We start from the raw sequence: 26,690 nt of genomic DNA, 5'->3' as shown, positions 1-26,690 counted from the left end.
ATGTCTGTACATCAATCAACCCATTTGAAACGAATTACTACGCATATACTTCAGGAAATGAAGAAGCGTAAAGAAAAAATTTCCATGCTTACTGCTTATGATTTCTCCATGGCGGGCATAGTAGATGCGGCAGGAATTGACATGATATTGGTGGGCGACTCTGCCTCCAATGTAATGGCAGGACACGAAACCACCTTGCCGATCACTCTAGACCAGATGATCTATCATGCCACCTCTGTGGTAAGAGCTGTGGAACGGGCACTGGTTGTAGTAGATATTCCTTTTGGCTCTTATCAGGGCAATAGTTCAGAGGCACTGAGGTCTGCCATCCGGATCATGAAAGAATCAGGTGCCCATGCCGTAAAGGTAGAGGGGGGAGAAGAAATCAAAGAGTCTGTCATCCGTATATTGAGTGCCGGCGTACCTGTGATGGGCCACTTGGGCTTAACGCCGCAGTCCATTTATAAGTTTGGAACCTACACCGTCAGGGCCAAAGCAAAAGATGAAGCCAAAAAACTTTTAGCCGATGCGAAGGTCCTGGAGGAATGCGGTTGTTTCGCCCTTGTATTGGAGAAGATACCTGCTTCCCTAGCCAAAGAAGTGGCTTCAGCGGTAAGTATTCCTGTAATCGGCATAGGTGCAGGTCCGGATGTGGATGGGCAAGTATTGGTGCTTCATGACATGTTGGGGATAACCCAAGAGTTTCAACCTAGGTTTTTGAGGCAATATGCAGACATCAGAAATACCATGCTAAAAGCAGTAGGGGATTATATTAAGGACGTTAAATCCGAGGACTTTCCCAATCAGGGAGAAAGTTATTAAGCCAATATTTGTGATGAAAGAAGGAGGATTGAAGGCCTTTGGTTTTTAAGCTGCTAAGTTTACCATTGGTACCTGATTTTCTCACCTTATGTATGCTATCCTCCTTAGGGTTATTATTTTCCCTTATCTCGATCTGTGGTCTTAGGATAAAGATATTTTTCGTAATTTAGCCCACAATTTTAAATGTAATTCATTTTTAATAATACAATTAGAAAACAGATATAAACATGAGTGACAAAACCCCCAAAATTCTTTATACCCTTACCGATGAGGCACCGGCGTTAGCCACCTATTCCTTATTGCCAATCATCAAGGCATTTACCGATTCGGCCGGGGTGTCTGTGGAAACAAGAGACATTTCTCTTTCAGGTAGGATTCTTGCTAATTTTCCTGAGTTTTTAAAAGAAGAACAAAGAGTGAAGGATGCGCTTTCCGAATTGGGAGAGATCGCCAAAACCCCGGAAGCTAACATTGTAAAACTACCTAATATTAGTGCATCTATTCCGCAGTTGAAAACTGCAATCAAAGAGTTGCAGGAACAGGGTTTTGCCTTGCCGGATTATCCTGATGATCCTAAAAATGAACAAGAAATAAACATCAAAGCCAAATACGATAAAATTAAAGGTTCTGCTGTAAACCCGGTCTTAAGGGAAGGTAACTCTGATAGAAGAGCACCACAGGCTGTCAAGCAGTTTGCCAGAAAGAATCCTCACAGCATGGGAAAATGGAGCAAAGACTCCAAGTCTCATGTTTCAAGCATGCCTGAAGGAGATTTTTATGGTAGCGAAAAGTCCTTAACCATACCTTCAGAAACCAGTATCAACATCGTATTGCATGGAGAAGATGGTACAGAGACTTCCTTAAAAGAAGGTTTGGCTTTACAAAAAGGTGAGATCATTGATGCCGCTGTTTTAAGCGTTTCTGCTTTAAGAAAATTCCTTAAAGAGCAAATTGCCGAAGCAAAAGAGCAAGGCGTACTGTTTTCATTGCATATGAAGGCTACCATGATGAAGGTTTCTGACCCAATCATTTTTGGGCATGCCGTGACTGTTTTCTTTGCTCCGGTATTTGAAAAACATGCAGCAGTCCTTAAAGAAGCAGGAGTAGATCCAAAAAATGGTTTTGGAGATCTTATAGCTGCTTTGGATAAATTGCCTGAAGCTACTCGCAAATCGATTGAAGCTGATATTGATGCTTGTTATACAGAGAGTCCTGACTTGGCCATGGTAAATTCTGACAAAGGAATCACCAACCTACACGTTCCAAGTGATGTAATTATTGATGCTTCCATGCCTGCCATGATCAGAAGCAGTGGACAAATGTGGAATAAAAACAATGAATTACAAGATACCAAAGCTGTAATTCCGGACAGGTCTTATGCGGGAGTTTATCAAGAAACCATTGATTTTTGTAAGAAAAACGGTGCTTTTGATCCAACCACCATGGGCTCTGTTCCCAATGTAGGGCTGATGGCTCAAAAAGCCGAAGAGTACGGTTCTCATGATAAAACATTCGAAATTCCATCTGCAGGTACGGTAAAAGTAACGGATGCTTCCGGTAATGTAATTTTGGAAAATACAGTAGAAAAAGGAGATATCTGGAGAATGTGTCAGGTAAAAGATGCACCTATTCAGGATTGGGTTAAGCTGGCTGTTAACAGGGCTAAAGCCACAGGTGTTCCTGCCGTTTTCTGGCTAGATAAAAACAGGTCTCATGATGCTGCCCTTATTGCTAAGGTTGAAACCTACCTAAAAGACCACGACACCAGTGGCTTGGAAATCTATATCAAATCTCCTAAAGAAGCGACCCGTTATTCTTTGGAACGTATTAAAGACGGCAAAGATACCATTTCTGTTACCGGTAATGTATTGAGGGATTACTTGACAGATTTATTTCCAATTTTGGAATTGGGAACTAGTGCTAAAATGCTTTCAGTGGTACCTTTGATGAATGGTGGAGGTTTATTTGAAACCGGTGCCGGTGGATCTGCTCCTAAGCATGTTCAGCAATTCGTAGAAGAAGGTCACCTTAGGTGGGATTCTCTGGGAGAATTTTTAGCCTTAGCTGTTTCCCTTGATCATTTGGGTGAAACTTTTAATAATGAGAGGGCTAAGGTATTAGGAAAAACCTTAGATGAAGCAACAGCGAAGTTTTTGGAAAACGGAAAGTCTCCTTCCAGAAAAGTGAATGAGCTTGACAACAGAGGAAGTCATTTTTACCTGGCGACTTATTGGGCTGAGGCCTTGGCAAATCAAGATGAGGATGAAGCATTGAAAACTATCTTCACTCCGGTGGCCAAAACCATGAGTGAAAATGAGCAGAAAGTGGTGGATGAACTAAATGGTGCGCAAGGAAGTCCTGTGGATATTGGAGGTTATTATAAGCCTGACGAGGACAAAACGTCTACTGCCATGCGTCCAAGCAAAACCTTAAATGATATATTGAAAACTATTGTGGCCTAGTTGGACCTAAGTTTTCAACCCGAATTAGGCAACAGAGCTTCTGTTAGCTATCTCGGGTTAAAATAAGCTTAATATAAAAAAGCCGGAAGAAATTATCTTCCGGCTTTTTGTATTTTCAGACCGGCATAAAAGCCGGGAGTTTAGAATGGCAGAACCATTTCAACTCTAATTATAGTCTTTTGATTTTGATATTTCTGAACCAAACATCATCTCCATGATCTTGGAGGACAATTTTACCTTCTTTATACTTGGCAAAGCCTTCCCATTGAGAGAATTTGCTTTCTGCAACCATGGCTTTCCATTGGTCGTCCCAAAGTGTAGTCTCCACTGTTTTTACTCCATTGAGAAAAAACTGCAAGGTATTGTCATTGATTATGATCTCCGTCTTATTCCATTCACCTACCGGTTTGGCAGCTTCTTCGGAGGACTCAATCATGTCATAAAGATCTCCGGCTCTGTGGGTGATGATTTGGCCATCTTTATGTCCATCATTGTCAAGTACCTGGTACTCCGGTCCGGTATGGTAAGGTCTGTCATATTCACCATTGTCCTGGACATGAAACATGATGCCACTATTTCCATTTTCTGAGATCTTCCACTCGATTTGCAAGTGAAAATTACCGAAGGTTTCCTTGGTAACAAGATCTCCTGCAGAAGCACCTTCGTCTTTTTTATCAGAATTAAAGTAAAGTACACCATCGGCAGCCTCCCAAGCTTCGCCCGGTTGATCTTTCCCATAGGCAGTCCAACCTGTTAGACTATTTCCATCAAATAAACTTATCCACTCTTCTTCAGTCACGATGATTTCTTCAATGTTTTCTTCTGTAGTCTCTTTTTCACTTTTAGCAGGGCCACAGGCCACTACGGCAAGGGAAAGAGCTGCTATAGACAAAGTTGTTTTTATCATTTCAAATTATTTCTTTAACAATAATACGAATTTTGCAAGATCCTTAGCATCTTCTTCTGAAAGGGTAGGGTGCGCCGGCATAGGAATTTCCCCCCAAGTGCCTACACTACCCGCGATAACTCTTCCTGCCAAAAGCTCTACGTTTTCGTCAGTAGATTCATATTTGGCAGCAACATCAGCGTAAGATGGACCTACAATTTTTCTTTCAAGCATATGGCAAGAAGGACAGTCATTTTGCCCCATCAATTCAGAACCTTTGATGAAAATTGGATCATCTTTGTACTTCTCTTCAAGACTGATTTCCTCTACAGGAGGCGGAGGAGGTGCGGTAGTGCCTTCGCTGGATGCAGACTCTGAACCTCCGGAGCCTCCACATGCAGAAACGGCTACCATTGCACTGGCAATGAATGCCATACTTAAATTTAAATTAAACTTCATGGTTTGTAATAGTTAGATTAATTAATTCCCAATAATTTTTTGTTTAAACCTTCATCCATTCCGGTAGATGCGAAATCGTCAAAGGTTTTTTCGGTTACTCTTATTATTTTTTCACTTATAAATTTAGCTCCTTCAATTGCTCCATTTTCCGGATGCTTAATGGCACATTCCCATTCTAGGACTGCCCACCCATCAAAGTCATATTGAGAGAGTTTGCTAAATATCGCGTTAAAATCAACTTGCCCATCACCAAGTGAACGGAACCTTCCTGCCCTTTCTATCCAGCTGGAATAGCCTCCATATACTCCTTGTCTTCCTGTAGGATTAAATTCTGCATCCTTGACGTGAAACATTTTGATTCTATCCTTATAAATGTCGATAAAATCTACATAATTCAGGCATTGCAATACAAAATGACTTGGGTCATAAAGAATATTGGCCCTCTTGTGATGATTTACTTTTTCTAGGAATAAATCAAAAGTGACCCCATCATGCAAGTCTTCCCCTGGGTGTAGTTCATAACAAACATCCACGCCATATTTGTCAAACTCATCCAAAATAGGTAGCCATCGTTTTGCCAATTCTTCAAAACCGGTATCTACCAAACCGGCAGGACGCTGAGGCCAGGGGTAAACAGTATGCCACATCAAAGCTCCGCTAAAAGTACCGTGAGTAGTCAAGCCGAAATTTTTACTTGCTTTGGCAGCCATCATCAATTGGTTGGTTGCCCATTCCTGTTTGCCCTTCAGGTCACCGGCCAGTTCAGCAGGAGCAAAAGCATCAAAAAGTTCATTGTATGCCGGGCTTACTGCCACCAATTGGCCCTGCAAATGGGTGGAAAAGTCAGAAATTTCTACACCGGCCTCTTTTACAGTATTTTTTATTTGTGCTACATAGTCCAAGTCCTCAGCTGCTTTTTGAAGGTCAATGAGCCTGGCATCCCATGTAGGAATTTGTACGGCTTTGTATCCTATACTTGCAGCCCAGGCACAAATGTCTTTTAAATTATTGAATGGGGCTTTATCATCTACAAACTGAGCCAAAAATAAGGCTGGTCCTTTAATGGTTTTCATATAGTTTTTGGTTATTTAAAGTTCAAATTTAGTCCATTTTTCATTAGAATTACTACTTTTCACGACATGCTCAACAAATGCCATTCCGCGCAATCCATCTTCAGCCCCCGGATAGTCTTCCCATTCCTTTTTAGGCGTCTCACCATTTTTTCTGGCGTAAAGACACCTGGCAAAGTTTCTGTATAAATTGGCAAAAGCCTCAAGGTATCCTTCAGGATGGCCTCCCGGAGTTCTTACGTTTTCCAAAGCCGAAGAAGAAAGGTAAGGAATATTGCCTCCTGCTCGGTAAATTTGGTCAGGTGCTTCAGGCTGTCTTACAATTAAGGAATTGGCAGTGTCCTGCTCCCATTCCAGCCCGGCTTTTTCACCATAAACCCGGATCTTGATGTTGTTTTCAGCCCCCGGAGCGATTTGAGTAGCCATCAAAACGCCTGAGGCCCCACCCTCAAACTTCAATAAAACGGCTCCATCATCATCAAGAGTCCTGCCTTCAACTACACAATTGAGGTCAGCACACAGTTTGGTCAGTTTTAATCCACTGACGTATTCTGCCAGGTTAAATGCATGGGTGCCTATATCTCCCATACAATTGGCAATACCACTCTTGCTAGGGTCTGTTCTCCAAATGGCTTGCTTATAATCTGTATTTTCAAGTTTATTCCAAAGCCAGCCTTGAGGATATTCTACGTATACCTTTCTCACTTTACCAATAACACCTGTAGCAATCAAATGTTTTGCTTCCTTGACCATTGGGTAGCCCGTGTAGGTATGGGTTAGGCAAAACAATAAGCCTGTTTGTTCGATTATTTTGTTGAGTTCTTTCGCTTCTTCATAGCTAAAGGTCATGGGTTTATCCAAAACCACATGAAAACCATTTTCCAGGGCTTTTTTGGTAGGATCAAAATGTACATGGTTGGGCGTAACTATCGCTACAAAATCAATTCTTTCAGATTCAGGGAGTAGCAATTCTTTTTCAAACATCTCATCATATGAGCCATATACCCTTTCAGAAGGGAGAAAAAGTTCTTTGCCGGTTTCTGCAGATTTTTCCGGATTACTACTAAATGCGCCAGCGGCCAATTCAATGATTCCGTCCATTGCTGCTGAAATCCTGTGGACAGCACCTATAAAGGATCCAGGTCCACCGCCAATCATCCCCATTTTAAGTTTTCTGTTACTCATTCTTGTGGTCTTTGGTTTTTTTATTGATTAATATCCCCTTTTACCCTTTAATTTTTTAATGCATTAAAATGAATCTACAAATATTGTAAATTGATTAAAATATTTTTTAGGAAAATGAGAAATAGTATGCTTGCTTTCTGAAGTGATAAATTTACGTTAAATTGGCTTAAATTTTAAATAATTCTATAGAATGTTTGATAACCGTCCCTGACTAAATCCCATCAAACTTACCACTAACAGACCAATAAATATGACATTAAATAACAGGTTTAAGCTTTCCCTCATGATGTTTCTAGAGTTTTTCGTTTGGGGATCCTGGTACGTAACTTTAGGAACATTTTTAGGCAATAACCTTCAGGCCAATGGTGGCCAGTTGGCTGCAGCATTTTCTACCCAATCAATTGGAGCGATTGTTGCGCCATTTATTATAGGATTAATAGCAGATAGGTTTTTTAATGCGGAAAAGATATTAGGGATTTCCCACCTAATCGGAGCAGTTTTGATGTACATGATGTATGTTTCAGAAAGTTTTGTCGCCTTTTATCCCTATGTGCTAATTTACATGATCATATACATGCCCACATTGGCTTTGGTCAATTCGGTTTCCTTCAATCAGATGAAGGATCCTGCCAAAGAGTTTAGCACGATTCGCGTTTGGGGTACAGTAGGCTGGATTGCTTCCGGTTTAATGATAAGTTTTTTCTTTACCTGGGATAGTTCAGCTTCTATAGGTGAAGGAATGCTCAGCAATACCTTTTTAATGTCTTCTATCTCTTCCGTTGTCTTAGGGCTATTTGCCTTTAGCCTTCCCAAAACTCCTCCGGTCGCTGCCAATAAGGATGAAAAACAATCAATATCAGAAATACTTGGTTTAGATGCGCTTAAATTATTGAAAGACAAGGATTTTTCTATTTTCTTTCTTTCCTCCATTCTTATTTGTATCCCTCTGGCTTTTTACTATCAGAATGCCAATCCATTCTTATCCGAAGTGGGTTTAACTAACCCTACCGGTAAAATGACCATAGGGCAAGTTTCGGAAGTGCTTTTTCTTTTGTTGATGCCATTCTTTTTTAAGAAATTTGGTTTAAAGACCACCTTGATTGTGGGTATGCTTGCTTGGGTAGTCAGGTATGTAATGTTTGCTTTTGGTGATGCCGGTGAGGGCACCTATTTGTTACTAATTGGCATAGCATTACATGGGATTTGTTACGATTTCTTCTTCGTTTCCGGACAGATTTATACCGATTCAAAAGCCGGACCGAAATATAAAAGTTCTGCCCAAGGCTTGATTACATTGGCCACCTACGGCATAGGTATGTTGATAGGTTTTTGGATTGCAGGAATAGTTTCAGATTTCTATTTGCTAGAGAATGGGGATCATGTTTGGAAAAATATTTGGTTGATTCCTTCAGGTATAGCCCTGGTGGTTACCATAATCTTTCTTGTCTTTTTTACGGATAACGATTTCATTAAAGCCTCTGCTGAAAGGAATAGCTTGAAGAATGGCGATGAGGTAGAAAAATAAGTAGGCTCATGAAGGAAAAAATAGGAACTAATTTAGAGCATTTATAAATAGTAACTGTTGTATATAGGTAAATGGGAAAATCATACCATTTCTTTATAAATATCAATAGTATTGCAATACCTAAAATAAACAATTGAAGCATATGGCTAATCAAAGTTATGACGCTATTGTCGTTGGATCAGGGATCAGCGGCGGATGGGCGGCAAAGGAACTAACAGAGAAGGGATTAAAAGTACTTCTACTGGAAAGAGGTCCGAACGTAGTGCACGTAAAAGATTATAAAAACGCTACCAAGGCACCTTGGGAGGTGCCTCACAGAGGTAGGCGGACAATTGAGATGTTGGAGAACCACCCTAACCTTAGAAGGGACTATGTCCTGAATGAGTTAAACCTTGACTGGTGGGCGCATGAGGATGATTCTCCATATGTAGAAAAGAAGCCATTTACATGGTTTAGAGGTTATCAAGTAGGAGGTCGCTCCTTGTTATGGGGGAGACAAAGTTACCGATGGGCAGACACGGATTTTGAGGCTAATGCCAAGCAAGGAATTGCTGTAGATTGGCCCATCAGGTATAAGGACCTGGCCCCTTGGTACAGTTATGTAGAGAAATTTGCCGGTATCTCCGGAAATAAAGATGGACTGGATATTCTTCCTGATGGTGAATTTATGCCTGCCATGCCATTGAACTGTGTAGAACAGACCGTGGCAGACCGGATCAAAGATCATTTTAAGGGAGCAAGGGTAATGACCAATGCAAGAACAGCCAATATTAGTCAGCCGCTTCCGGGCAGACCGGGCTGTCAATACAGAAACAAATGTTCTCTAGGTTGCCCTTATGGTGGTTATTTTAGTACCCAGTCTTCTACACTTCCTGCTGCGGTGGCTACAGGAAACCTTACCTTGAGACCTTGGTCTATCGTTACCAAAGTGCTGTATGACAAAGACAACAAGCGCGCCACAGGTGTAGAAGTTCTTGATGGAGAAACCAATAAAACCTACGAATTCAATTCAAAAATTGTATTTCTTTGTGCTTCAGCTTTCAATTCCTCAGCTATCTTAATGCGTTCTGCTACTGATATATGGCCGGAAGGATTGGGAAGTAGCTCGGGAGAGCTTGGACACAATGTAATGGATCACCATTTCAGATTAGGAGCAAGAGGTGTGGTCGAAGGCTTTGATGACAAGTATTATTTTGGAAGAAGGCCTGGAGGGTTTTATGTCCCAAGATACAGAAACTTAGGAAACGAAAGCAGGGATTATGTGAGGGGCTTTGGATACCAAGGAGGAGCAAGTAGACAAGGATGGAGCAGAACAGTTGCTGAATTGGATTTTGGCGCCCCTTTAAAAGCGGAGCTTACCGAGCCGGGAGATTGGACCATAGGCATGACAGCATTTGGTGAGATCCTTCCTTATCACAGCAACACCATTAAGCTTAGCAAGACGGTTACCGATAAGTGGGGAATACCTGTATTGGAGATGGATGCTGAAATCCATGAAAATGAGAAAAAAATGAGGGTTGACATGAAAAACGATGCTGCAGAAATGCTAGAAGCAGCAGGGGTAAAAAATGTTACTACCTATGATACCGGATATACTTTTGGACAAGGTATACACGAGATGGGTACAGCAAGGATGGGAAGAGATCCTAAAACTTCTGTTTTAAATGGCAATAACCAGGTGTGGGATGCCAAAAATGTTTTTGTAACGGACGGTGCAGCCATGGTTTCTGCAGCAGCGCAAAACCCTTCATTGACATACATGGCCATGACCGCAAGAGCAGCTAGTTTTGCTGTGGAAGAATTGAAAAAAGGTAACCTGTAAACCCAAATTGAAGCGTTATGAATTTTATGAATAGAAGAGAAGCACTAAAAAGCGTGGTACTAATGATGGGAGGTACCATGGTTGGAGCCAATGTGATATTGACAGGCTGTGCTCCCGATAAACAAATTGAAGGACTGGACTTTTCCGAAGAGGAATTGGCTTATATGGATGAAATTGGAGAAGCCATTATTCCTACTACCGATACTCCGGGTGCCAAGGCTGCAGGGATAGGTTCATTTATGGCCATGATGGTGAAATCTACCTATACTGAAGAACAACAGAAATCCTTTATCAATGGTCTTAATAAACTAAAGCATGATTTTAAAACCAGCACGGAGAAGGATTTTATGGATGCCTCGGTAGAAGAAAGAACTGACTTTCTTAATCAGGTGAATAAAAGAGCCATGAACCCCGATGCTGAGGATAATAAGGAGGACAAGTATATCCTTATGATCAAAGACCTGACACTATTGGGTTATTTTACTTCAGAGATTGGAGCAACTCAAGCCCTAAGGTTTGTGGAGACACCCGGTAGGTATGAACCTTGTATTGACTATAAAAAAGGAGACAGAGCTTGGGCTATTTGATAGCCATTAAGTGATAAAATTGTAAATCCCGCCTACCTAGGCGGGATTTTTTTATGCATAAAATTTTGGAATGCTATATGATATTGTGTATTATACAAGGATAAACCAGGTGTAAAACATGATATATTTAATATTGAATATTATAATTTCTTTAAACCTCATGTCCATCTACAATTCTAGTGATAGGTATGACAAAAAAGAGATGCTTACTGTAACTGAAGTTTCACAGGATTCAAACGGAGAATTTGAAAAATTTGCGACTAATAAGATCATTCCCAGTGAAATACGGGAACTGACTTTAGAAGCCTTGTCTTATTTTCCGGACCTAATCAATACCAAAATTGATTTTCAGTTCAAGAAAAAAATCAGTGGATCGGTAATGCAGGCCCAGCCGAAAGTCGGTTCCTTGTTTAAGCATTCCAAAGGTAACCGCTCCTATAAAATAAAAATATCCAGGTATCTTTTTTTGGAAGACAACCCTATACCAATCGAAGATCTGCCAAAAGATGTATTTTTAGGTTGGATTGGACATGAGTTGGGTCATATTCAAGATTATTTGAATAGGAGTTCATTGAACCTTCTAGGCTTTGGCATGAAATATTACCTTTCTAATGCCTTTATTACCAAAGCAGAAATAGCCGCTGATAGTTATGCGGTAGCACATGGTCTTGGTGAGAAAATTATTGCCACCAAAAACTTTGTATTAAACCATGACCAAATTCCTTTGGCTTATAAACAAAAAATTGAAGCACTTTACCTATCTCCTGGAGAAATTCTAAGTATGGTAGATCCTGATATGGATGAAGAAATAGAAGAAAAGGATCAATCTCTTGATTCCTTATAGCCAACTCTTTCAAAAAAAAGCCAAATTAAGGAGTACTACGCTTTCAGTTGCATTTAACAAGTTATCATAGTAGACGCCTTGGGCAAAGTGAAGCTTTCAATTTAACTATTTAGTGCATAGCTGAGATAGGCGTTCTATTAGGTGCTAAATATCCCAACAGCCTGATTATGTTAAAAACTTAGCTCCGTTCAAGCCTTTTTTTAAATTGTCATTAGATTTTTGAAATGTCCGCTTTGCGAACATAGGCCGTATTGTTTCCCCACTCAATTTCATACCACATGTCTTTACTGGATGAAATGGTGACGCGATGTCCTGCTTCCACTCTTCTGATCAAGTTTCCCGCCGAAGAAGGGCTGTCCATGATAAGCACCGGTCCACCTGTAATAATGCCTGTATCAGGTTTGTGCAAAAAATTGTTGGAGGCAAAGGTGATGATCAAAAACAGCATTGCAGGGTAATAGAAAACCGTTCGTTTGGAAGGAAAAACAAATACTAGGATTAAAAATACCAACATTAATAAAGCAGCAGTTCCGGTAATGATGGTCTTATAATCCAATAATAGCCGAAGAAATCTGTCTTGATCAGAAATTTGATAACCCTCCAGAGATGCTTGTCCGGTCAAAGATTTGATTTTATCAATGACTTCAGGGTTTGGGTTATAATCATAATACTTGGAAAGGTAAAGAGATGCTTTCCCATAATCCCCCAAACCTTCAGAAATAAAGCCCATCTTTATTAGCATGGCCGGAGAGTAGGCATTTTCTTGATAAAGAATGTTTTCATAGACTATTAAAGCCTCTTTGTATTTTTTTTCTGAAAATAAGCTATCGGCAGTCGAAAGACTTGTTTTTCCCTCGACCTGACTATCAGCCTGATGCGGGTAAACCAGTGATAAAGCTGATAAAAAAACAAGAAAGATCCATCTAAGATTTGGCATTTTCAATATAGTCCTTTAAATTTGCAGTCCAATTACGGGAAACTAAGGCGAAAAACCAAGGAATCTTTTGATATTAAACCTTGAAAAAGGGAGTCAAATAATTGGAATAATGATTCTGTAGCTCAGCTGGTAGAGCATAACACTTTTAATGTTAGGGTCCTGGGTTCGAACCCCAGCGGGATCACATCAAAACAAAAAAACCTGTTCAATCGAACAGGTTTTTTTTGTTTTGTACCACTTTTCTATCCGCACATAACATGCTTTTTTATTATTGGTATAATTGAAATAGTTAAGAATTTCCTTATCTAAACTCTTCCGTGAAAATATTCTTTTGTATTTCTGTATCAAGAATTGCAGGATATATTCCAAAAATATGGGAATTGGATTAAATTTCGTTTAAATTTATTTTTACACTTAATAATTGACCCAAGGAATACAATGTCGATTAGATGGATACATTTATTACTGGTAATGATGGCATGCTCCTGTAAGCCCAATTTGCCGGAACCTATAGCTCAGGAAATGGATAAACTTCCGGAGCAAGTGGATTTTAATATCCATGTGAAACCAATCCTTTCTGACAATTGCTTTTCATGCCATGGTCCCGATGAGGCTGCCAGAGAAGCGGGAATGAGGCTTGACCTTCCTGAGGCTGCTTATGCGGCCACAAAGGAAAGTGGTAAAATTCCCATTAGCCCCGGGAAGTTGAAGCAAAGTGAAGTTTTTCATCGGATCATTTCAGAAGACCCCAATTTCCAAATGCCTACCCCTGAGTCTCACCTGACGCTAACCAACAGGCAAAAAGCAATTCTAATAAAATGGATCCAATCCGGTGCAGAATACCGCCCCCATTGGGCATTCATAACGCCGGAATTACCGGAAATTCCATTACCTAAAATCCAAAATTGGTCCAACCAACCCATTGACCTTTTCATAGGCAGGCAACTTTTTGAACATGGTTTTGAACCCAGTCCCCCTGCCACCAAAGAATTAATCTTGAGAAGATTAAGCTTGGATGTAACCGGGCTGCCCCCAAGTTTGGAAGAATTGGATGCCTTTTTGGCTGACAGTTCGGAAAATGCCTATGAAAAGCAAGTTGATCGATTGCTAAGCTCAGCCCATTATGGAGAGCAAATGGCCTTGTATTGGATGGATCTTGCCAGGTTTGCCGATACCCATGGGTATACCGTAGATAGGTTTAGAGACATGTCGCCGTGGCGCGATTGGGTGATAGCTGCTTACAATCAGAACATGCCCTATGATCAGTTTATCACTGAGCAATTGGCCGGTGATCAACTGCCAAATGCCACAAAAAATCAAAAGTTGGCCACTGCCTTTAATCGCATCCATCCTCAAAACATGGAAGGAGGGATTGTTCAGGAAGAGTTTAGGGTAGAATATGTTGCAGACAGGACCAATACGCTGGGCAAAGCTTTTATGGCTCTAAGTCTTGAATGTGCGAGGTGTCATGACCATAAGTTTGACCCCATTAGCCAGAAAGAATACTTCCAACTTAGCAGTTTCTTCAATCAAGTAGATGAAGCAGGACAGATTTCCTGGGACAATGCAATGCCTGTACCCACCATGCTTTGGACAGATGAAGAAAAAGACAACCTGCTAAAGATGTTGAAGGCCGATATAAACCAAGCAGAAAAGACCTTGTCCGCCATAAAAATTGAAGAGCAGGCCAATTTTGAAGCTTGGATCAATAATGAATCCTACAAAAATACCCGCTTTTTCAATCCATCTCAATCCTTAATTTCACATTTTGATTTTGACAAAACTCCCTTGCAGGACAAAATTAATCCCAGGGTTCAGGGAATTATGGAAAGCACCGGAGAAAAAAGTAAACAGCCCGAATTGGTTGAAGGTTACCAAGGCAAGGCTGCTTACTTAAATGGCGATTCTTGGTTGAAGATGGGAGGGGTAGGTAGTTTTTCTAAGGATCAGCCTTTCAGTGTAGGCATATGGGTGAACATTCCGTCGGGCTTGGAAAATGGAGTTATTTTCCATACCGGAAATGGAGCTGTATTGTTCAATAGGCGTGGTTATCACTTGTATTTGAAGGACAATAAATTGGAAATGATTCTTGCCCATACTGCCCCATACAATGTCATTAGTAACCTGACAATTGGGGACGTTCCTAGAGACCAATGGATTCATTTGTTGATGGGCTATGATGGCTCTTCCAAAGCGGAGGGAATAAAAACCTACGCCAATGGAAAATTGATGCCTGCTAAAATGACCAGAGACAACTTGTACAAAGACATACTTTTCGCAGGTAATAATCAACCCGGGATTCAGGTAGGGGCTGTATGGAGAGGAAGAGGGCTAAAAGGTGCGGCTGTGGATGAGCTCCAAATATTCAACAAAGAATTGACAGCTTTGGAAATTCTTGAATGGTTACAACCGGAAGAATTTGCTCAGCTGATCAACAAAAAAGCCAGCGAATTAAGTACAGCAGACAAGAAAGCCCTGGAGGATTTCTATTGGCACAATGTATCAAAAAGGTACCAAAAACAATTGAAGGAACTAGAAAAAGCCCGAAGCGAACATACTGCTGAGGTGGAGCCTATACAAGAAGTAATGGTAATGGATGACATGAATCCCCCGAGACCCACTTATATTTTGGAGCGGGGAGAATATGCGGCCCATGGTGAGGAAGTGGAAGCCGGCACACCGGAGTCCATTCTGCCCATGCCGGAAGATTATCCAAAAAACCGGCTAGGCTTGGCCAAGTGGTTGGTAGATCCAAAACATCCGCTGACTGCAAGGGTTGCAGTAAACCGCCTTTGGCAGCAATTTTTTGGTAAAGGTCTGGTCGCTACTTCTTCAGATTTTGGGAACCAAGGAGAAATGCCCAGTCATCCGGAGTTATTGGATTGGCTGACAGTAACCTTCAGAAGCTCCGGTTGGGATGTGAAAAAACTTCAGAAAATGATATTGATGTCTGCCACTTATAGACAGTCTTCTTTGGCCGGAAAAGATTTACAGGAAAAGGACCCTGACAACACATGGCTGGCGCGGGGCCCTTCCGGAAGGATGGCAGGTGAAATGATCAGAGACAATGCGCTTTTTGCCAGCAGTATGCTAGGAAAAAAGATTGGAGGCCCAAGTGTCAAACCTTATCAACCTGAAGGACTATGGTCTGTAAATGGTGGTCAATATGTAGAAGACACCGGCGAAAACCTGTTCAGGAGAAGTTTATATACCTTATGGAAACGTTCCGTGCCTAATCCCACCATGCATATATTTGATGCACCGGAAAGATCAGAAACGACCATTAAAAGACAGGAAACCAATACGCCCCTTCAAGCCTTGGTGCTAATGAATGATCCCATTTATGTGGAAATAGCAAAAGTGATGGGCATGCAGATAGCTTCAGAACAGGATACCGGCAAGGCCATTCAAAATGCTTTTCGAAAGCTCACGGGTAGGTTTCCTAAAGATGCAGAACTGGCAGTTTTATTAAATTTAAAGGAAGCAGAACTAGAAAAGTTTAAAAAATCTCCTGAGAAAATGGACGGATGGCTCAATACCGGAGCTTATCCTGTGCAAAAAAGCCCGGACCAATATGAGTGGGCGGCCAATACCGTGGTAGCAAGTGCCATACTCAACGCTGACGCTACCATTACTAAAAGATAATTCATTATGTGCAACCACCATAATAAACATCAATTTCAGGCTTATCCGGAGCTTCATGAGCTGGAGAAAAAGATAGACCGCAGGCATTTTCTTACCAAAACAGCCATGGGAATGGGAGGATTGGCTTTGGCTTCCCTATTTTCCAGTGATGGACTTATGGCCAAAGGAACGGATACCATGCTCGGCTCAGGCTTGCCCGGCCTTCCGCATCATGCGCCCAAAGCAAAACGAATTATTTATCTTTTTCAAAGTGGAGGACCCTCACAGTTGGATCTTTTTGATTATAAGCCGGGCCTAAGTGATAGGCATGGGCAAGACCTTCCGGAATCCATCCGTGGAGGCCAGCGCCTCACCGGTATGAGTGCCAATCAAAGTATTTTTCCGGTAGCCCAATCCAGCTTTAAGTTTAAGCAGTATGGAAAGAGTCGGACCTGGGTGAGTGAACTGATGCCCCATATGGCCGAAGTGGTCGATGAGCTTTGTTTCATTAAATCCATGATCACCGAACAGATTAACCATGACCCTGCCATTACATTTATGCAAACCGGCCATCAGTTGCCCGGAAGGCCCTCCATGGGCGCTTGGTTATCCTATGGTCTTGGTTCTGAAAATCAAAACTTACCGGGTTTTGTAGTCCTTGTATCCAAAGACGCAGTGAGGGATCAGCCCTTGTATGCAAGGCTTTGGGGCAATGGGTTTTTGCCTTCTCAACATCAAGGGGTTCAATTCAGATCGGGAAAAGATCCGGTACTTTTCTTGGGCAATCCGGAAAATTATGATGGGAATGACCGTAAAGAAATGCTGGATTACTTAAAAACCTTAAATGGACTCCAGTACGATACCTATGGAGACCCAGAGATCAATGCCAGAATTGCTCAGTATGAAATGGCTTTCCGTATGCAGTCCTCAGTTCCTGAGGTATCAGATATGTCTGATGAACCTGATTGGGTATTTGATTTGTACGGTGAGTCAAGTAGAGACCCCGGCACCTATGCGGCCAATTGTCTTTTGGCTAGGAAGCTAATAGAAAAGGATGTAAAATTTGTACAGCTTTACCATCAGGGATGGGACCAGCATGGCAACTTACCCAATGGAATAAAAAATCAATGTGCAAAAACGGATCAGGCAAGTGCAGCACTTATCAAAGATCTTAAACAAAGAGGGCTTCTGGAAGATACCTTGGTCGTTTGGGGTGGAGAGTTTGGTAGAACCGTATACAGTCAAGGGACATTGACGGCCGATAATTATGGGAGAGACCACCACCCTCGCTGTTTTACCATGTGGATGGCCGGTGCAGGGGTTAAACCAGGCTTTACTTATGGTGAAACGGATGATTTTGGATACAATGTCACCAAAGACCCTGTACATGTGCATGATTTTCATGCCAGCTTGATGCACCTTTTTGGTGTCGATCATGAAAAATTGATTTTTAAGCATCAAGGAAGAAGGTACCGGCTTACGGATGTTGCCGGGAATGTGGTTAATGGACTTTTCTCTTGATTTTTTTAACGAATAAAGGTTGAAATTAAATTATCTGTTTACCTCATCTTCAACTTTAGTTATTTAAGAACTATTGATGGATGGCATCAAATCTTTTCTGTAAATCCTGAAGGTCTGATTCCTCTTCAATGGAAATTTTGGCCAAATTCAGGATCATTTTTGCGTGTTTATTTATTATTTGTTTCTGTTTTTTGTCTGGCGTAAAATCAGAAAGGGTGGCCATGGCTGCCATCAAATGGATAATTACAGGTGGATTTCCTTTGGCATATTGTCGGATGGCGTTGAAGGCAGCACCCATCATTCCTTCAAAGGTCAGTGCATTGGCATAAATCCTCAACCTATTGTTCTTTCCAAGTCGATAAGGGGAGGGAAATTTTACTGTGGTAAGGTAAGCAATGGTATTGCTTAAATTATCTATACAAGCAATGGCGGTATAAGGATCATTTACGCCCGGAGAGAGGGCTCTGGCAGCTATTTCCACCATTTGATGAATGGCATGTTCTGCATCCTGTTCAGAAGTTCGGGTTCTTCCGGTTAGGAAGTTGTTTTGGATTGGTTTTATCTCCTCATCCGATAGCTTACTATAGGAATAAAGCTTTCCTATTTCCTTTCCGGGAAAAACGTAATCCCCTGGCCGAAAGTGAAGTTCTAAGTAGAGGTCCTTTTCCATGACCTCTTCCATCAGGCGCTCCCCATCCACATACTGCAAATAGCCTTCTTTATTGCTTTTTAAGGGAAGGTTATAGGAGTAGTTGGATCTAATTTTTTCCAGATCAAAATTGGAGTCGGCAGCTTGTCCTATTTCTTCCGGAAATAGCGTTTTTAAGTTTTGAGAAAGGTTTTTGGAGATTTTACCAATGATATTATCTGCCTGTATGCTATTGGCCACATGGTGGATAAAAACAATCAATAAAACAATATTTGCCAGGGTCATCACCAAGGCAAAAAAGACCGAAATAATCGGTATAAACTCCAATTCTTCCGTATCCTTAACCGTATTTAATACAATCAAACAGTAAATAAATAAAGAAACGTATGTCCCTAAAACTGTTTGGTTGATTCGGTCATACATGAAATTTTTGATCAACCTGGGACCAAATTGATTACTTGCCAGTGTAAGGGCCACCAAGGTTATTGAAAATACAGTGCCTGCTACCCCAATCATGGCGCCGGCAATGGTGCTAAGAATATTTTTGGCCGCATCCGGGCTGCCGGGAAATAAATACTTCCATGAGCCCTTTGGCTCAATTGCCTGTATGCTGTCCAAATAAACAAGCCAAAAGGGAAGAGCTATGCCTAAAATTATAATCCATACAGGCACAAACCAAAATGTTGACTTGAGCTTAGACCACCAGAAAAGCAATTTCTTCATAATTAACCATGTAAGTGACTAAACCCAAGTTACCAAATAAGCCTCAATATCCTACAAAAATAGATTGTATGGGGGCCACAGAACAATTAATTTCCCGGTAATGTAGATTTAGCTCATCCTTACAAGGCTTGAAATTAGACTCCTGTGCTAAATATCCGCTTTAATTCTTAAAAATAAAGTGGACAAGACCTCCTCGTTTTTTATTTCTTAACGGTAAAAGCAGCCACCATTCCTGAGGTAATGATCCCCATAATTGGTGCACCCAATATACTTTGAATCATATAACTTCTAAAATTAAAGTAATCATTGGCCTCTTGTGGGGTCATTTTACCTGAATCTACTGCATAGGCAATGACATTTTCGAAATAGTCAGGCGTGATGATAGAGAGGGTAATCCATTGGGTAAGTGGGGTGAGGATAGTGACTACCAGTGTTATCAACAAACCTGTTTTGACTCCCTGCCAATAGGTCATTCTGCCTGCATAGTAAACCTTTCTTTTTTCCAATAAGCCTAATACATAGATGATAATTGCCGGGATGGCAATAAAATTGGTATATGTCGCATGGTGGGCAATGTAGGTATCATGCAAGCCTACAGAGCGTTCGATAAACATCCAAATCAAGCCCATAAAGGCAAAGATTAAACCCCACTTGATTTCAATGAGATACTTTTTCATTGTTTATTTTTTACATTGAATACAACCCAAAGGTATTTCCTTCGGTATCCATAGCTATTGCACAATAGCCATGTTCACCAATTTGAAATTTAGGCTGAATTACTTGACCACCTGCGGCTTCTATCCTGCCTTGCTCCACTGCACAGTCTTCACACGAAAAATAGATCAGTGTACCTCCGGTTCCGGGCCTCATCTCACTTGATTTTACCAATGCACCGGATGCATTGATTCCTCCATCTACATAGGGGAAGCCCACCATTCTTAAGTCTCCGGCTCCTTCTGGTACAGTCATGTCTTCCAAGGTTTGGTCTAATACTTGACTATAAAATTTCTTTGCCCGATCCATATCCTCGACATAGATTTCAAACCAGTTTACGGGATTTACTTTTGAGTTCATAGTTTGTTTATTTGTTTAAAGATTGTTATCTAAATTACTTTCTTTGGTTCGAAGACATTGACTTTTTTTCATGAATTCTAAATTTTAGAGACTATAAAAGCGGCCATTAGCTTCCACTGAGCATGTTAAATAAATGATAAGCGCTTTTAAGCTACCGGTGGTCGGAGAGCTCTTACCAATGCACATATATTTTACCCATACTTTTACCTGATTCCAGAGAAGCATGGGCCTCAGCTAAATTTTCTATAGCATATTTTCCACCTACTATTGGTGCTATTTTTTTATTTTCATACAGCTCGATAAGTTCTTTTAAGCATGTGCCGATTACTTCCACCTTATGGTCTGCAAAACGCAACATATTAACCCCGATAACTGCTTGTGCCTTCATCATCATGAAAAGAGGGCTTATAAAACCGGTTTTTAATAAAAAAGAAAGGTCATTGATCAGGTAATCCTTTTGGCCACTTCTGGCGGCACCACCAAAACAAAAGAGTTTGCCTCCATAAGTCAGTAGTTTTAAATCTTTTTTAAAACTTTTTCCGGCTACGGCATTGAATACATGATCTACGGCTCTATCGCCAAAATTTTTGATAATCCAATCCATATAATCTGTCTCCTTATAATTGATGGGATAATCTACCTTTAAAGTTCTCAGGTACTCCATTTTTTCCTTAGAACTGCATAAACCAATTACTTTTACCCCCTTTAATTGACACAGCTGGGTAAGCGCGGTACCTACTCCTCCCGCACAAGCATGAACCAAGGCAATTTCCCCTTTTCGCACTTGTTGGAAGTAATGGCTCATATAGTATGCCGTGCAATACTGTGTGGCCAGTGCACAGGCTTCTCCACCTGAAATTTCATCCGAAATCACCCCTAAAGCTTTGTAGTCTGCCAGGGCCTCGGATGCATATCCACCAAAGCGAGTAAATGCCACCACTCGCTTTCCTTGCAATGGTACAGGTACTAGGGCACCAACTCTTTTCACCTTACCTACAACTTCATACCCGGGTACAAAAGGTAGGTTAGGTGCTTCTTTGTACAAACCGTTTCTCGCCATCACATCAGCATAGTTCAAACCAAAGCCTTCGACCTCAATTTGTACCTCATGTTCCTGAGGTATAGGAGAAGGGGCTTCTTGAATTTGGAATGCCTTGTTTGCAGGTCCGTATTCAATAATTGTTGCCTGTCTCATTTCACTTAGAAAACTTGTTAACATCAATATACAATGTTTTCTTGAATTGAAGGAAATTGTAGGAAGTAGAAATAGTCCTTCACTATTAAGAAAGGATTATGATGGGTTGCAAATTTTTCTATTGGACAATAGAGAAAAAACTGTTGATAAATAAACTTTATTGAATATTTTTAACCTTTACAAAAACCACTAACAAATGAAAAATAATTTTAACCGTAGAAAATTTTTACAATATACAGGCATGGCAGGATCTGCCGCCTTATTGTCGGGGAAAGCATTTTCCAACCCATATAGACCCGGAAAAGAAGATGAAATTGGCCTTTCTAAATGGGAGCTGGAAACCCCATCCTTGTGCCTGGATTTGGACATTATGGAAGAAAACCTCAAAAAGGTGCATAAGCATCTCGAGGGTACAGGTATTGGCGTAAGGCCACATACCAAAACACACAAATGTCCTGCCCTTGCAAAACTTCAAATGGAAGCCGGAGCGGTGGGTGTTTGTACAGCCAAATTGGCAGAATCGCAGGTAATGCTGAAAAATGGTATTTCACAGGTACTGATGACAGGGGTGAACATCAGTACTGGCAAAATCAGGAAGGCCATGGAATTGCGTAAAGCGCATAAAGGATTTATTCAGGCTGTAGACAATAAGCAAAATGCCCGGGATTTACAGGATGCTGCGAAGGAGGCTGGAGTTATCGCTGATGTGGTGGTTGACCTGGATGTAATTCGGAGATCAGGGGTACCCACCGGTTTGCCGGCGCTTGAGTTGGCCCAATTGGTTGACCAATTACCTAATTTAACTTTTAAGGGGATTTTGGCTTATGATGGTGGGGCACAGCATGTAAAGGGGTTCAAAAAGAGGAAAGAAAGAACCATTCAAACTTTTGGTCCTGTATCAGAAACCTATGCCATGATGAAAAAATCCGGTTTGAATATGGAAATTTTTAGCGGTGCAGGAACAGGCACATACAATATGATGGGGGAGGTCTCTGGTTTTACCGATGTTCAGGTAGGCAGTTATTTGTTTATGGATACACAATACATGGCCATTGGGAGTGAGCGCAATGAAAGTTTGTACGATGATTTTGACCCGGCACTTACAGTCCTGGCCACTGTGATCAATACCAATCATCCCAACAGGCTAATAACTGATTCCGGGGCCAAAGCTTTAACCATTAATAAGCCCAGCGGCATAGTGGTTGGTGAAACGGGTTTTAATTATAATGCCGGTTCGGATGAATACGGAACGGTAACCTTCGAAAGCTCCAATAAAACGTATAAAACCGGAGATATTTTGGATGTTATTGTCCCTCACTGTGATCCTGTTGTGAATTTATACGATCGTATTTATGGTATACGCAAAGGGAAGGTAGCAAGCATTTTACCTATTTTAGGAAGGGGTCAATCTCGGTAATTTGTTAGAAGGACTTTTGCCTTATAGTATAGAGTCGTTTAATTAAGGGCTGGCTTGTATTTAACCCAATAGGCAAAAGTACAAGTCACGCCACAATAACGATTGAAAATTTTCTATGGGTCAAAGCCTACCATTTAGCCATTGCTCAGCTTTTGGCTTTGAGGTTCTACCTCTTTTGGCTTACTTACATCTTCCACTTTGCCTTTTGGTTTTGAGGTTAACATGCCCAACATCATGGCAAGCGAGGTAAATATGATTACCTGTATGATCAGTGAGTCATTGATTATAGGAATGGACATGGTTAGCGGTACACTCAAATACAATAGAATAGTTACCAAACCTCTTGGAGAAATAAACATCAAAGGCAAAAGGTTAATTTTAAATATTTTTAAAATTAATGCCCTCAACAAGAAAATACCTGCAGTGATAGAGACAGACCATATTAAGGTTTCGGTATTGATTAGTTCATTGGTTTCAATCAAGAATCCAAACACAAGAAAGAATAAAGTACGAATCAAGAAGGTAAGCTCCATGGTGAGCTCTTTAAACTTTTTAATTTCTTTTTTGAAACTTTTTGTGTGCAGTTTTTTCACGAAAACGCTTTGCTTGAGCTGGTTGAGGTTGCCTATAAACAAGCCAAAAAGAAGTATAAATATTAATGCGGGTAAATGGTAAAGCTCCGAGACCGCAAAGATCAATACAATCATTAAAATAATTGGAGCAAATTTTACCGGATGTTTGATACGGCTTAGCAAAAAAGCCAGCATAATTGTAGCAAAAAAAGTAACGATTAAAATCATGACTATCTCCCCAAAAAATAGACCTAGGGTTTTGGCATTCATGATTTTTTTTTCGAGTAAAAAATTAAAAAGGAGTACCCCAAAAATATCAGAAACACTGCTTTCATACGTTACAAATTCGCGGTTTACCGCTCTTAAGTTTTGTACGGAAGGTATGGCAATGGCGCTACTTATAATAGCAAATGGAATAGCGTTAAGTAATGCAGTTTTAAACGCTACATCAGAGAAATACTGTATGGCATAAGCCAAGCCAAGACTGATAACGATAACAGGAATAATAGCAACTAAAACTGTTTTTCCTACAAAAGACAGCTTTGATGTATCAAAATCCAGCTCTAAGGCCCCTTCCAATACGATTAGCACCAAACCGATGGTGCCAAGAAAAGGCAGTACGGTTGTTAGATCCGGAATATCCAAATCTAAGAAGCCAGCGGCTTGGTTGGCTGCCCAGCCCATAGCAAATAACAAAATCACTGGCGGGATTTTTGTTCTTGCTGAGGTGATATCAAAAAAATATGCAAAGAGCATTAAAGCACAAAGCACAATAATTATGGGTAGGGTCATAGATAGGTGGTTTAGGTTTAGGGGGTTTTTACCTGTTAAATTTATTCAAACCCCTCTATTCCTCATTCATTTAATGCATGTTAAGCATAAATTTACGATAAAGTCTGTCAAGTTAAAAGTTTAGCTTTTATTAAAGCTTAATTTTTTATTAATTACAAGTGGTTCTTTAAAAACAATAAATTACCTTCCTAACCGACTTATGAAACTTATATTCGCAGTATTCTTTTCTGTTTGCGTACTATTTCAATATCCGGTTTTTGCCCAAAATTCCTTGCCCATAGGCACTCATCCACCAGCTTTGACATTTGACCATTTTCCCAACAGGAGCTTTGCCTTCGTGTGGAGAAATTGGAACCTGGTGAGCCCCGAGAAAATGGCAGAAACCATACGCTGTAAGCCGGCGGACATTCTTAAGCTTGCGGAGCTTATGGGCTTAGGAAACCAAAAGTTGCTACCCGAGAAATTCCAAGATCAAATTTATATAAGCCTTTTGCGAAGAAATTGGCATTTATTGCCTTATGACCAATTGCTTACCTTGATGGACATGGATCAGGAAAGACTTGAATTTGCACTGAAAGAAGATGACTTTCTATTCCATAAATTTGGGAACCTCAAACCGGCATGTCCGGAGCTTAGATTTACAAATCCTACAGCTGAGGAGGTAAAAAAAGCAATGGCCATTAAAGAACTTATCCAACCGATCATTGAAAAAAATAATACAATAGAATCAGAAGAGCTTTTTGAATTTATTGAGGCACTCAAAACCTTTGATGAGGAAGAAGTTTTTATTGACACGGACTCTTTGCAAAAGGATCAGTTACGTTTTATTTATTCCTATTTTGGAATTTTTGGTGACCCTTTGATGGACGAAGAAAATGATCCCTTTCCCAATGGTCTATTGCAAAAACTAGCCCAAAAGGGTGTTAATGGAGTGTGGATGCATGTAGTACTCAGCCAACTTGCGCCTCAGGGGGAGATGTTCCCGGAATTTGGAGAAGACAGTGAAATTCGCTTAAAGAATTTGCAAAAAATAGCTCGGAGGGCCAAAAAATTCGGTATAGATATTTATCTCTATATGAACGAACCTCGGGCACAGCCCCTGGCATTTTTTGATCACCGTCCCGAAATGGCCGGAATAAAAAAAGATGGTTTTGCTACCATGTGTACAAGTGACGAGCAAGTAAGAAATTGGATGGAAAAATCGCTTACCCATGTTTTTACCCAAGTTCCGGAATTGGGAGGTGTTTTTACTATCACTGCTTCAGAAAACCTTACCAACTGTGCTTCGCATGGAGGGAAGGACCAGTGTCCTCGATGCAGTAAGCGACCTTATGAAGACATTATAGCAGAAGTTAACCGTACCATTGCCAATGGGGTACATGCTGCCAATCCTGAAGCAAAAGTTATTGCTTGGGACTGGGGATGGAATGGACATGGCATGGCAAGAGAAGTGATCGATAAATTGCCCGAAGATGTATGGTTGATGTCTGTAAGTGAATGGGCCAAGCCTATTGAAAGAGGAGGGATAACCAATACCGTAGGAGAATATTCCATATCTGCTGTAGGGCCGGGACCTAGGGCCAAATCACATTGGAGTGGGGCAAAAAAGAATTTGCTAAAAACAGTTGCCAAAGTACAATTTAACAATACCTGGGAGTTGTCTGCCATCCCATGGATACCTGTCATGGATTTGGTGGCTGAACATGCAGCAAATTTGGCACAAATGGATATAGATGGTGTCATGTTAAGCTGGACTTTAGGATCCTATCCATCGCCCAACCTAGAAGTAGCGAAAAAATTCTCCGATAATCCGGATGCAACAGAGGAAGAAGTGCTAAACGCACTGGCTCTTGAAAGATACGGAAGAACCGCTGTACCCTATGTCCGAAATGCCTGGACTACCTTCAGTACAGCTTTTAAAGAATATCCCTATGATATTCGAGTGGTTTATTCTGCTCCTCAACAATATGGACCATCCAATTTACTGTTCCTGAAACCCACAGGTTACCGGGCAACAATGGTTGGTTTTCCTTATGATGATTTGAAAGGCTGGTCCGGGCCCTATCCCCCTGAAATCCTGATCTCCCAATTTGAAAAAATGGCCCATCAATGGAAAAGAGGGCTTCAATTTCTGGAAGGAGCCATTGAAGTTACAGAAGAGGAGGCATCAAAAAAACTATTGGAAGAAGACCTTAACCTGGCCAAAGCTGCCTATCTTCATTTTCAATCGGTTGGCCAACAAGGTCGCTTTATTATGGCGAGAGACATTTGGCTTGAAAGCCAAAAAACCGACACAGTACTAAGAGATCAGGTGGTAGAAATTTTGGAGCAAGAAAAACAAACGGCGATAGCCTTGCTTGAAGTGGCAAGTAAAGATTCCAGAATAGGATTTGAGGCCTCCAACCAGTATTATTATGTACCCCAAGATTTATTGGAGAAAGTAATTAACTGTCAATTTTTGATCGACGAACTTGATAAATAAGCTATTTGAAAAACCCATTTAGCATTAACGGTATTTATCAAC

Annotated in this window: 20 protein-coding genes and 1 tRNA gene; 11 read left to right on the top strand and 10 right to left on the bottom strand. The window is 40.8% G+C overall.

What is annotated here, in order from left to right; translation table 11 throughout:
- Window positions 1-822, top strand: coding sequence for a 3-methyl-2-oxobutanoate hydroxymethyltransferase (gene panB / locus ACYVHJ_RS08800; protein ID WP_460514164.1), 822 nt, complete (start codon window positions 1-3; stop codon window positions 820-822).
- A 227-nt stretch (window positions 823-1,049) separates the two neighbouring features.
- A complete protein-coding gene (locus ACYVHJ_RS08795; RefSeq protein WP_460514163.1) occupies window positions 1,050-3,284 on the top strand; it encodes an NADP-dependent isocitrate dehydrogenase in 2,235 nt (744 codons plus the stop codon).
- Window positions 3,285-3,453: 169 nt separating this feature from the next.
- On the opposite strand, the gene ACYVHJ_RS08790 is transcribed toward ACYVHJ_RS08795, so the two are convergent.
- The 4 genes from ACYVHJ_RS08790 to ACYVHJ_RS08775 are packed head-to-tail and all read right to left on the bottom strand — an operon-like array spanning window position 3,454 to window position 6,884.
- Entirely contained in the window at window positions 3,454-4,191 is a 738-nt protein-coding gene (locus ACYVHJ_RS08790; protein ID WP_460514162.1) for a 3-keto-disaccharide hydrolase, read from the bottom strand.
- A gap of 6 nt (window positions 4,192-4,197) precedes the next feature.
- Window positions 4,198-4,629 (bottom strand): c-type cytochrome, encoded by a 432-nt coding sequence (locus ACYVHJ_RS08785; RefSeq protein ID WP_460514161.1) that lies wholly within the window; start codon window positions 4,627-4,629, stop codon window positions 4,198-4,200.
- A 17-nt stretch (window positions 4,630-4,646) separates the two neighbouring features.
- Window positions 4,647-5,702, bottom strand: a complete 1,056-nt coding sequence (locus ACYVHJ_RS08780; protein ID WP_339902220.1) for a sugar phosphate isomerase/epimerase family protein — start codon at window positions 5,700-5,702, stop codon at window positions 4,647-4,649.
- 15 nt (window positions 5,703-5,717) lie between these two features.
- Window positions 5,718-6,884 (bottom strand): Gfo/Idh/MocA family protein, encoded by a 1,167-nt coding sequence (locus tag ACYVHJ_RS08775; RefSeq protein WP_339902221.1) that lies wholly within the window; start codon window positions 6,882-6,884, stop codon window positions 5,718-5,720.
- A gap of 250 nt (window positions 6,885-7,134) precedes the next feature.
- On the opposite strand from ACYVHJ_RS08775, the gene ACYVHJ_RS08770 reads away from it, so the two are divergent.
- The 4 genes from ACYVHJ_RS08770 (at window position 7,135) to ACYVHJ_RS08755 (ending at window position 11,662) form a co-directional block, all read left to right on the top strand.
- Window positions 7,135-8,409 carry a nucleoside permease gene (locus tag ACYVHJ_RS08770; RefSeq protein ID WP_339902222.1) on the top strand — a complete coding sequence of 425 codons (1,275 nt, stop codon included), beginning with the start codon at window positions 7,135-7,137 and terminating at the stop codon, window positions 8,407-8,409.
- 142 nt (window positions 8,410-8,551) lie between these two features.
- Window positions 8,552-10,231, top strand: coding sequence for a GMC family oxidoreductase (locus tag ACYVHJ_RS08765; protein WP_339902223.1), 1,680 nt, complete (start codon window positions 8,552-8,554; stop codon window positions 10,229-10,231).
- Window positions 10,232-10,257: 26 nt separating this feature from the next.
- Complete coding sequence (locus tag ACYVHJ_RS08760) at window positions 10,258-10,818, top strand: gluconate 2-dehydrogenase subunit 3 family protein (RefSeq protein ID WP_460514626.1); 561 nt, start codon at window positions 10,258-10,260, stop codon at window positions 10,816-10,818.
- A 160-nt stretch (window positions 10,819-10,978) separates the two neighbouring features.
- Window positions 10,979-11,662 carry a hypothetical protein gene (locus ACYVHJ_RS08755; protein ID WP_460514157.1) on the top strand — a complete coding sequence of 228 codons (684 nt, stop codon included), beginning with the start codon at window positions 10,979-10,981 and terminating at the stop codon, window positions 11,660-11,662.
- Window positions 11,663-11,873: 211 nt separating this feature from the next.
- Here the strand turns inward: ACYVHJ_RS08755 and ACYVHJ_RS08750 are convergent, their stop codons facing one another.
- On the bottom strand, window positions 11,874-12,599 hold the full coding sequence (locus ACYVHJ_RS08750; protein ID WP_339902225.1) for an SH3 domain-containing protein: 726 nt from the start codon (window positions 12,597-12,599) through the stop codon (window positions 11,874-11,876).
- 111 nt (window positions 12,600-12,710) lie between these two features.
- Between ACYVHJ_RS08750 and ACYVHJ_RS08745 the strand changes: the two genes are divergently transcribed.
- From ACYVHJ_RS08745 to ACYVHJ_RS08735, 3 genes are all read left to right on the top strand, one after another.
- Window positions 12,711-12,783, top strand: a tRNA-Lys gene (locus tag ACYVHJ_RS08745).
- A gap of 254 nt (window positions 12,784-13,037) precedes the next feature.
- The gene (locus ACYVHJ_RS08740) at window positions 13,038-16,244 is read left to right on the top strand and encodes a DUF1553 domain-containing protein (RefSeq protein WP_460514156.1); all 3,207 of its coding nucleotides are present in this window, start codon (window positions 13,038-13,040) and stop codon (window positions 16,242-16,244) included.
- A gap of 6 nt (window positions 16,245-16,250) precedes the next feature.
- A complete protein-coding gene (locus ACYVHJ_RS08735) occupies window positions 16,251-17,744 on the top strand; it encodes a DUF1501 domain-containing protein (RefSeq protein WP_460514154.1) in 1,494 nt (497 codons plus the stop codon).
- Between the two features lie 70 nt (window positions 17,745-17,814).
- On the opposite strand, the gene ACYVHJ_RS08730 is transcribed toward ACYVHJ_RS08735, so the two are convergent.
- The 4 genes from ACYVHJ_RS08730 to ACYVHJ_RS08715 all read right to left on the bottom strand — a co-directional run bounded on the left by ACYVHJ_RS08730 (window position 17,815) and on the right by ACYVHJ_RS08715 (window position 21,409).
- On the bottom strand, window positions 17,815-19,116 hold the full coding sequence (locus ACYVHJ_RS08730) for a DUF2254 domain-containing protein (RefSeq protein WP_460514152.1): 1,302 nt from the start codon (window positions 19,114-19,116) through the stop codon (window positions 17,815-17,817).
- Window positions 19,117-19,316: 200 nt separating this feature from the next.
- Complete coding sequence (locus ACYVHJ_RS08725) at window positions 19,317-19,793, bottom strand: DUF4199 domain-containing protein (RefSeq protein ID WP_460514150.1); 477 nt, start codon at window positions 19,791-19,793, stop codon at window positions 19,317-19,319.
- Between the two features lie 10 nt (window positions 19,794-19,803).
- Complete coding sequence (locus ACYVHJ_RS08720) at window positions 19,804-20,190, bottom strand: VOC family protein (RefSeq protein ID WP_460514148.1); 387 nt, start codon at window positions 20,188-20,190, stop codon at window positions 19,804-19,806.
- A gap of 172 nt (window positions 20,191-20,362) precedes the next feature.
- Window positions 20,363-21,409, bottom strand: coding sequence for a quinone oxidoreductase family protein (locus ACYVHJ_RS08715; RefSeq protein ID WP_339902603.1), 1,047 nt, complete (start codon window positions 21,407-21,409; stop codon window positions 20,363-20,365).
- Window positions 21,410-21,581: 172 nt separating this feature from the next.
- Between ACYVHJ_RS08715 and ACYVHJ_RS08710 the strand changes: the two genes are divergently transcribed.
- Window positions 21,582-22,802 (top strand): DSD1 family PLP-dependent enzyme, encoded by a 1,221-nt coding sequence (locus ACYVHJ_RS08710; RefSeq protein ID WP_460514146.1) that lies wholly within the window; start codon window positions 21,582-21,584, stop codon window positions 22,800-22,802.
- Between the two features lie 134 nt (window positions 22,803-22,936).
- On the opposite strand, the gene ACYVHJ_RS08705 is transcribed toward ACYVHJ_RS08710, so the two are convergent.
- Window positions 22,937-24,166: a cation:proton antiporter domain-containing protein gene (locus tag ACYVHJ_RS08705; RefSeq protein WP_460514144.1), complete on the bottom strand. Its 1,230-nt coding sequence runs from the start codon at window positions 24,164-24,166 to the stop codon at window positions 22,937-22,939.
- 199 nt (window positions 24,167-24,365) lie between these two features.
- Here ACYVHJ_RS08705 and ACYVHJ_RS08700 point away from each other — a divergent pair, with 199 nt between their 5' ends.
- Window positions 24,366-26,648 (top strand): hypothetical protein, encoded by a 2,283-nt coding sequence (locus tag ACYVHJ_RS08700; protein ID WP_460514142.1) that lies wholly within the window; start codon window positions 24,366-24,368, stop codon window positions 26,646-26,648.
- The last annotated feature ends 42 nt before the right edge of the window (window positions 26,649-26,690 follow it).

It is taken from the genome of Cyclobacterium sediminis (assembly GCF_054781075.1).
The sequence above is the reverse complement of the archived record's forward strand: the minus strand, read 5'-3'. Positions and strand labels throughout refer to the sequence as shown.

Coding starts and splice junctions, on each gene's coding strand:
- panB (WP_460514164.1), top strand. CDS start 1: ATGTCTGTACATCAATCAACCCATTTGAAACGAATTACTACGCATATA.
- ACYVHJ_RS08795 (WP_460514163.1), top strand. CDS start 1,050: ATGAGTGACAAAACCCCCAAAATTCTTTATACCCTTACCGATGAGGCA.
- ACYVHJ_RS08790 (WP_460514162.1), bottom strand. CDS start 4,191: ATGATAAAAACAACTTTGTCTATAGCAGCTCTTTCCCTTGCCGTAGTG.
- ACYVHJ_RS08785 (WP_460514161.1), bottom strand. CDS start 4,629: ATGAAGTTTAATTTAAATTTAAGTATGGCATTCATTGCCAGTGCAATG.
- ACYVHJ_RS08780 (WP_339902220.1), bottom strand. CDS start 5,702: ATGAAAACCATTAAAGGACCAGCCTTATTTTTGGCTCAGTTTGTAGAT.
- ACYVHJ_RS08775 (WP_339902221.1), bottom strand. CDS start 6,884: ATGAGTAACAGAAAACTTAAAATGGGGATGATTGGCGGTGGACCTGGA.
- ACYVHJ_RS08770 (WP_339902222.1), top strand. CDS start 7,135: ATGACATTAAATAACAGGTTTAAGCTTTCCCTCATGATGTTTCTAGAG.
- ACYVHJ_RS08765 (WP_339902223.1), top strand. CDS start 8,552: ATGGCTAATCAAAGTTATGACGCTATTGTCGTTGGATCAGGGATCAGC.
- ACYVHJ_RS08760 (WP_460514626.1), top strand. CDS start 10,258: ATGAATAGAAGAGAAGCACTAAAAAGCGTGGTACTAATGATGGGAGGT.
- ACYVHJ_RS08755 (WP_460514157.1), top strand. CDS start 10,979: ATGTCCATCTACAATTCTAGTGATAGGTATGACAAAAAAGAGATGCTT.
- ACYVHJ_RS08750 (WP_339902225.1), bottom strand. CDS start 12,599: ATGCCAAATCTTAGATGGATCTTTCTTGTTTTTTTATCAGCTTTATCA.
- ACYVHJ_RS08740 (WP_460514156.1), top strand. CDS start 13,038: ATGTCGATTAGATGGATACATTTATTACTGGTAATGATGGCATGCTCC.
- ACYVHJ_RS08735 (WP_460514154.1), top strand. CDS start 16,251: ATGTGCAACCACCATAATAAACATCAATTTCAGGCTTATCCGGAGCTT.
- ACYVHJ_RS08730 (WP_460514152.1), bottom strand. CDS start 19,116: ATGAAGAAATTGCTTTTCTGGTGGTCTAAGCTCAAGTCAACATTTTGG.
- ACYVHJ_RS08725 (WP_460514150.1), bottom strand. CDS start 19,793: ATGAAAAAGTATCTCATTGAAATCAAGTGGGGTTTAATCTTTGCCTTT.
- ACYVHJ_RS08720 (WP_460514148.1), bottom strand. CDS start 20,190: ATGAACTCAAAAGTAAATCCCGTAAACTGGTTTGAAATCTATGTCGAG.
- ACYVHJ_RS08715 (WP_339902603.1), bottom strand. CDS start 21,409: ATGTTAACAAGTTTTCTAAGTGAAATGAGACAGGCAACAATTATTGAA.
- ACYVHJ_RS08710 (WP_460514146.1), top strand. CDS start 21,582: ATGAAAAATAATTTTAACCGTAGAAAATTTTTACAATATACAGGCATG.
- ACYVHJ_RS08705 (WP_460514144.1), bottom strand. CDS start 24,166: ATGACCCTACCCATAATTATTGTGCTTTGTGCTTTAATGCTCTTTGCA.
- ACYVHJ_RS08700 (WP_460514142.1), top strand. CDS start 24,366: ATGAAACTTATATTCGCAGTATTCTTTTCTGTTTGCGTACTATTTCAA.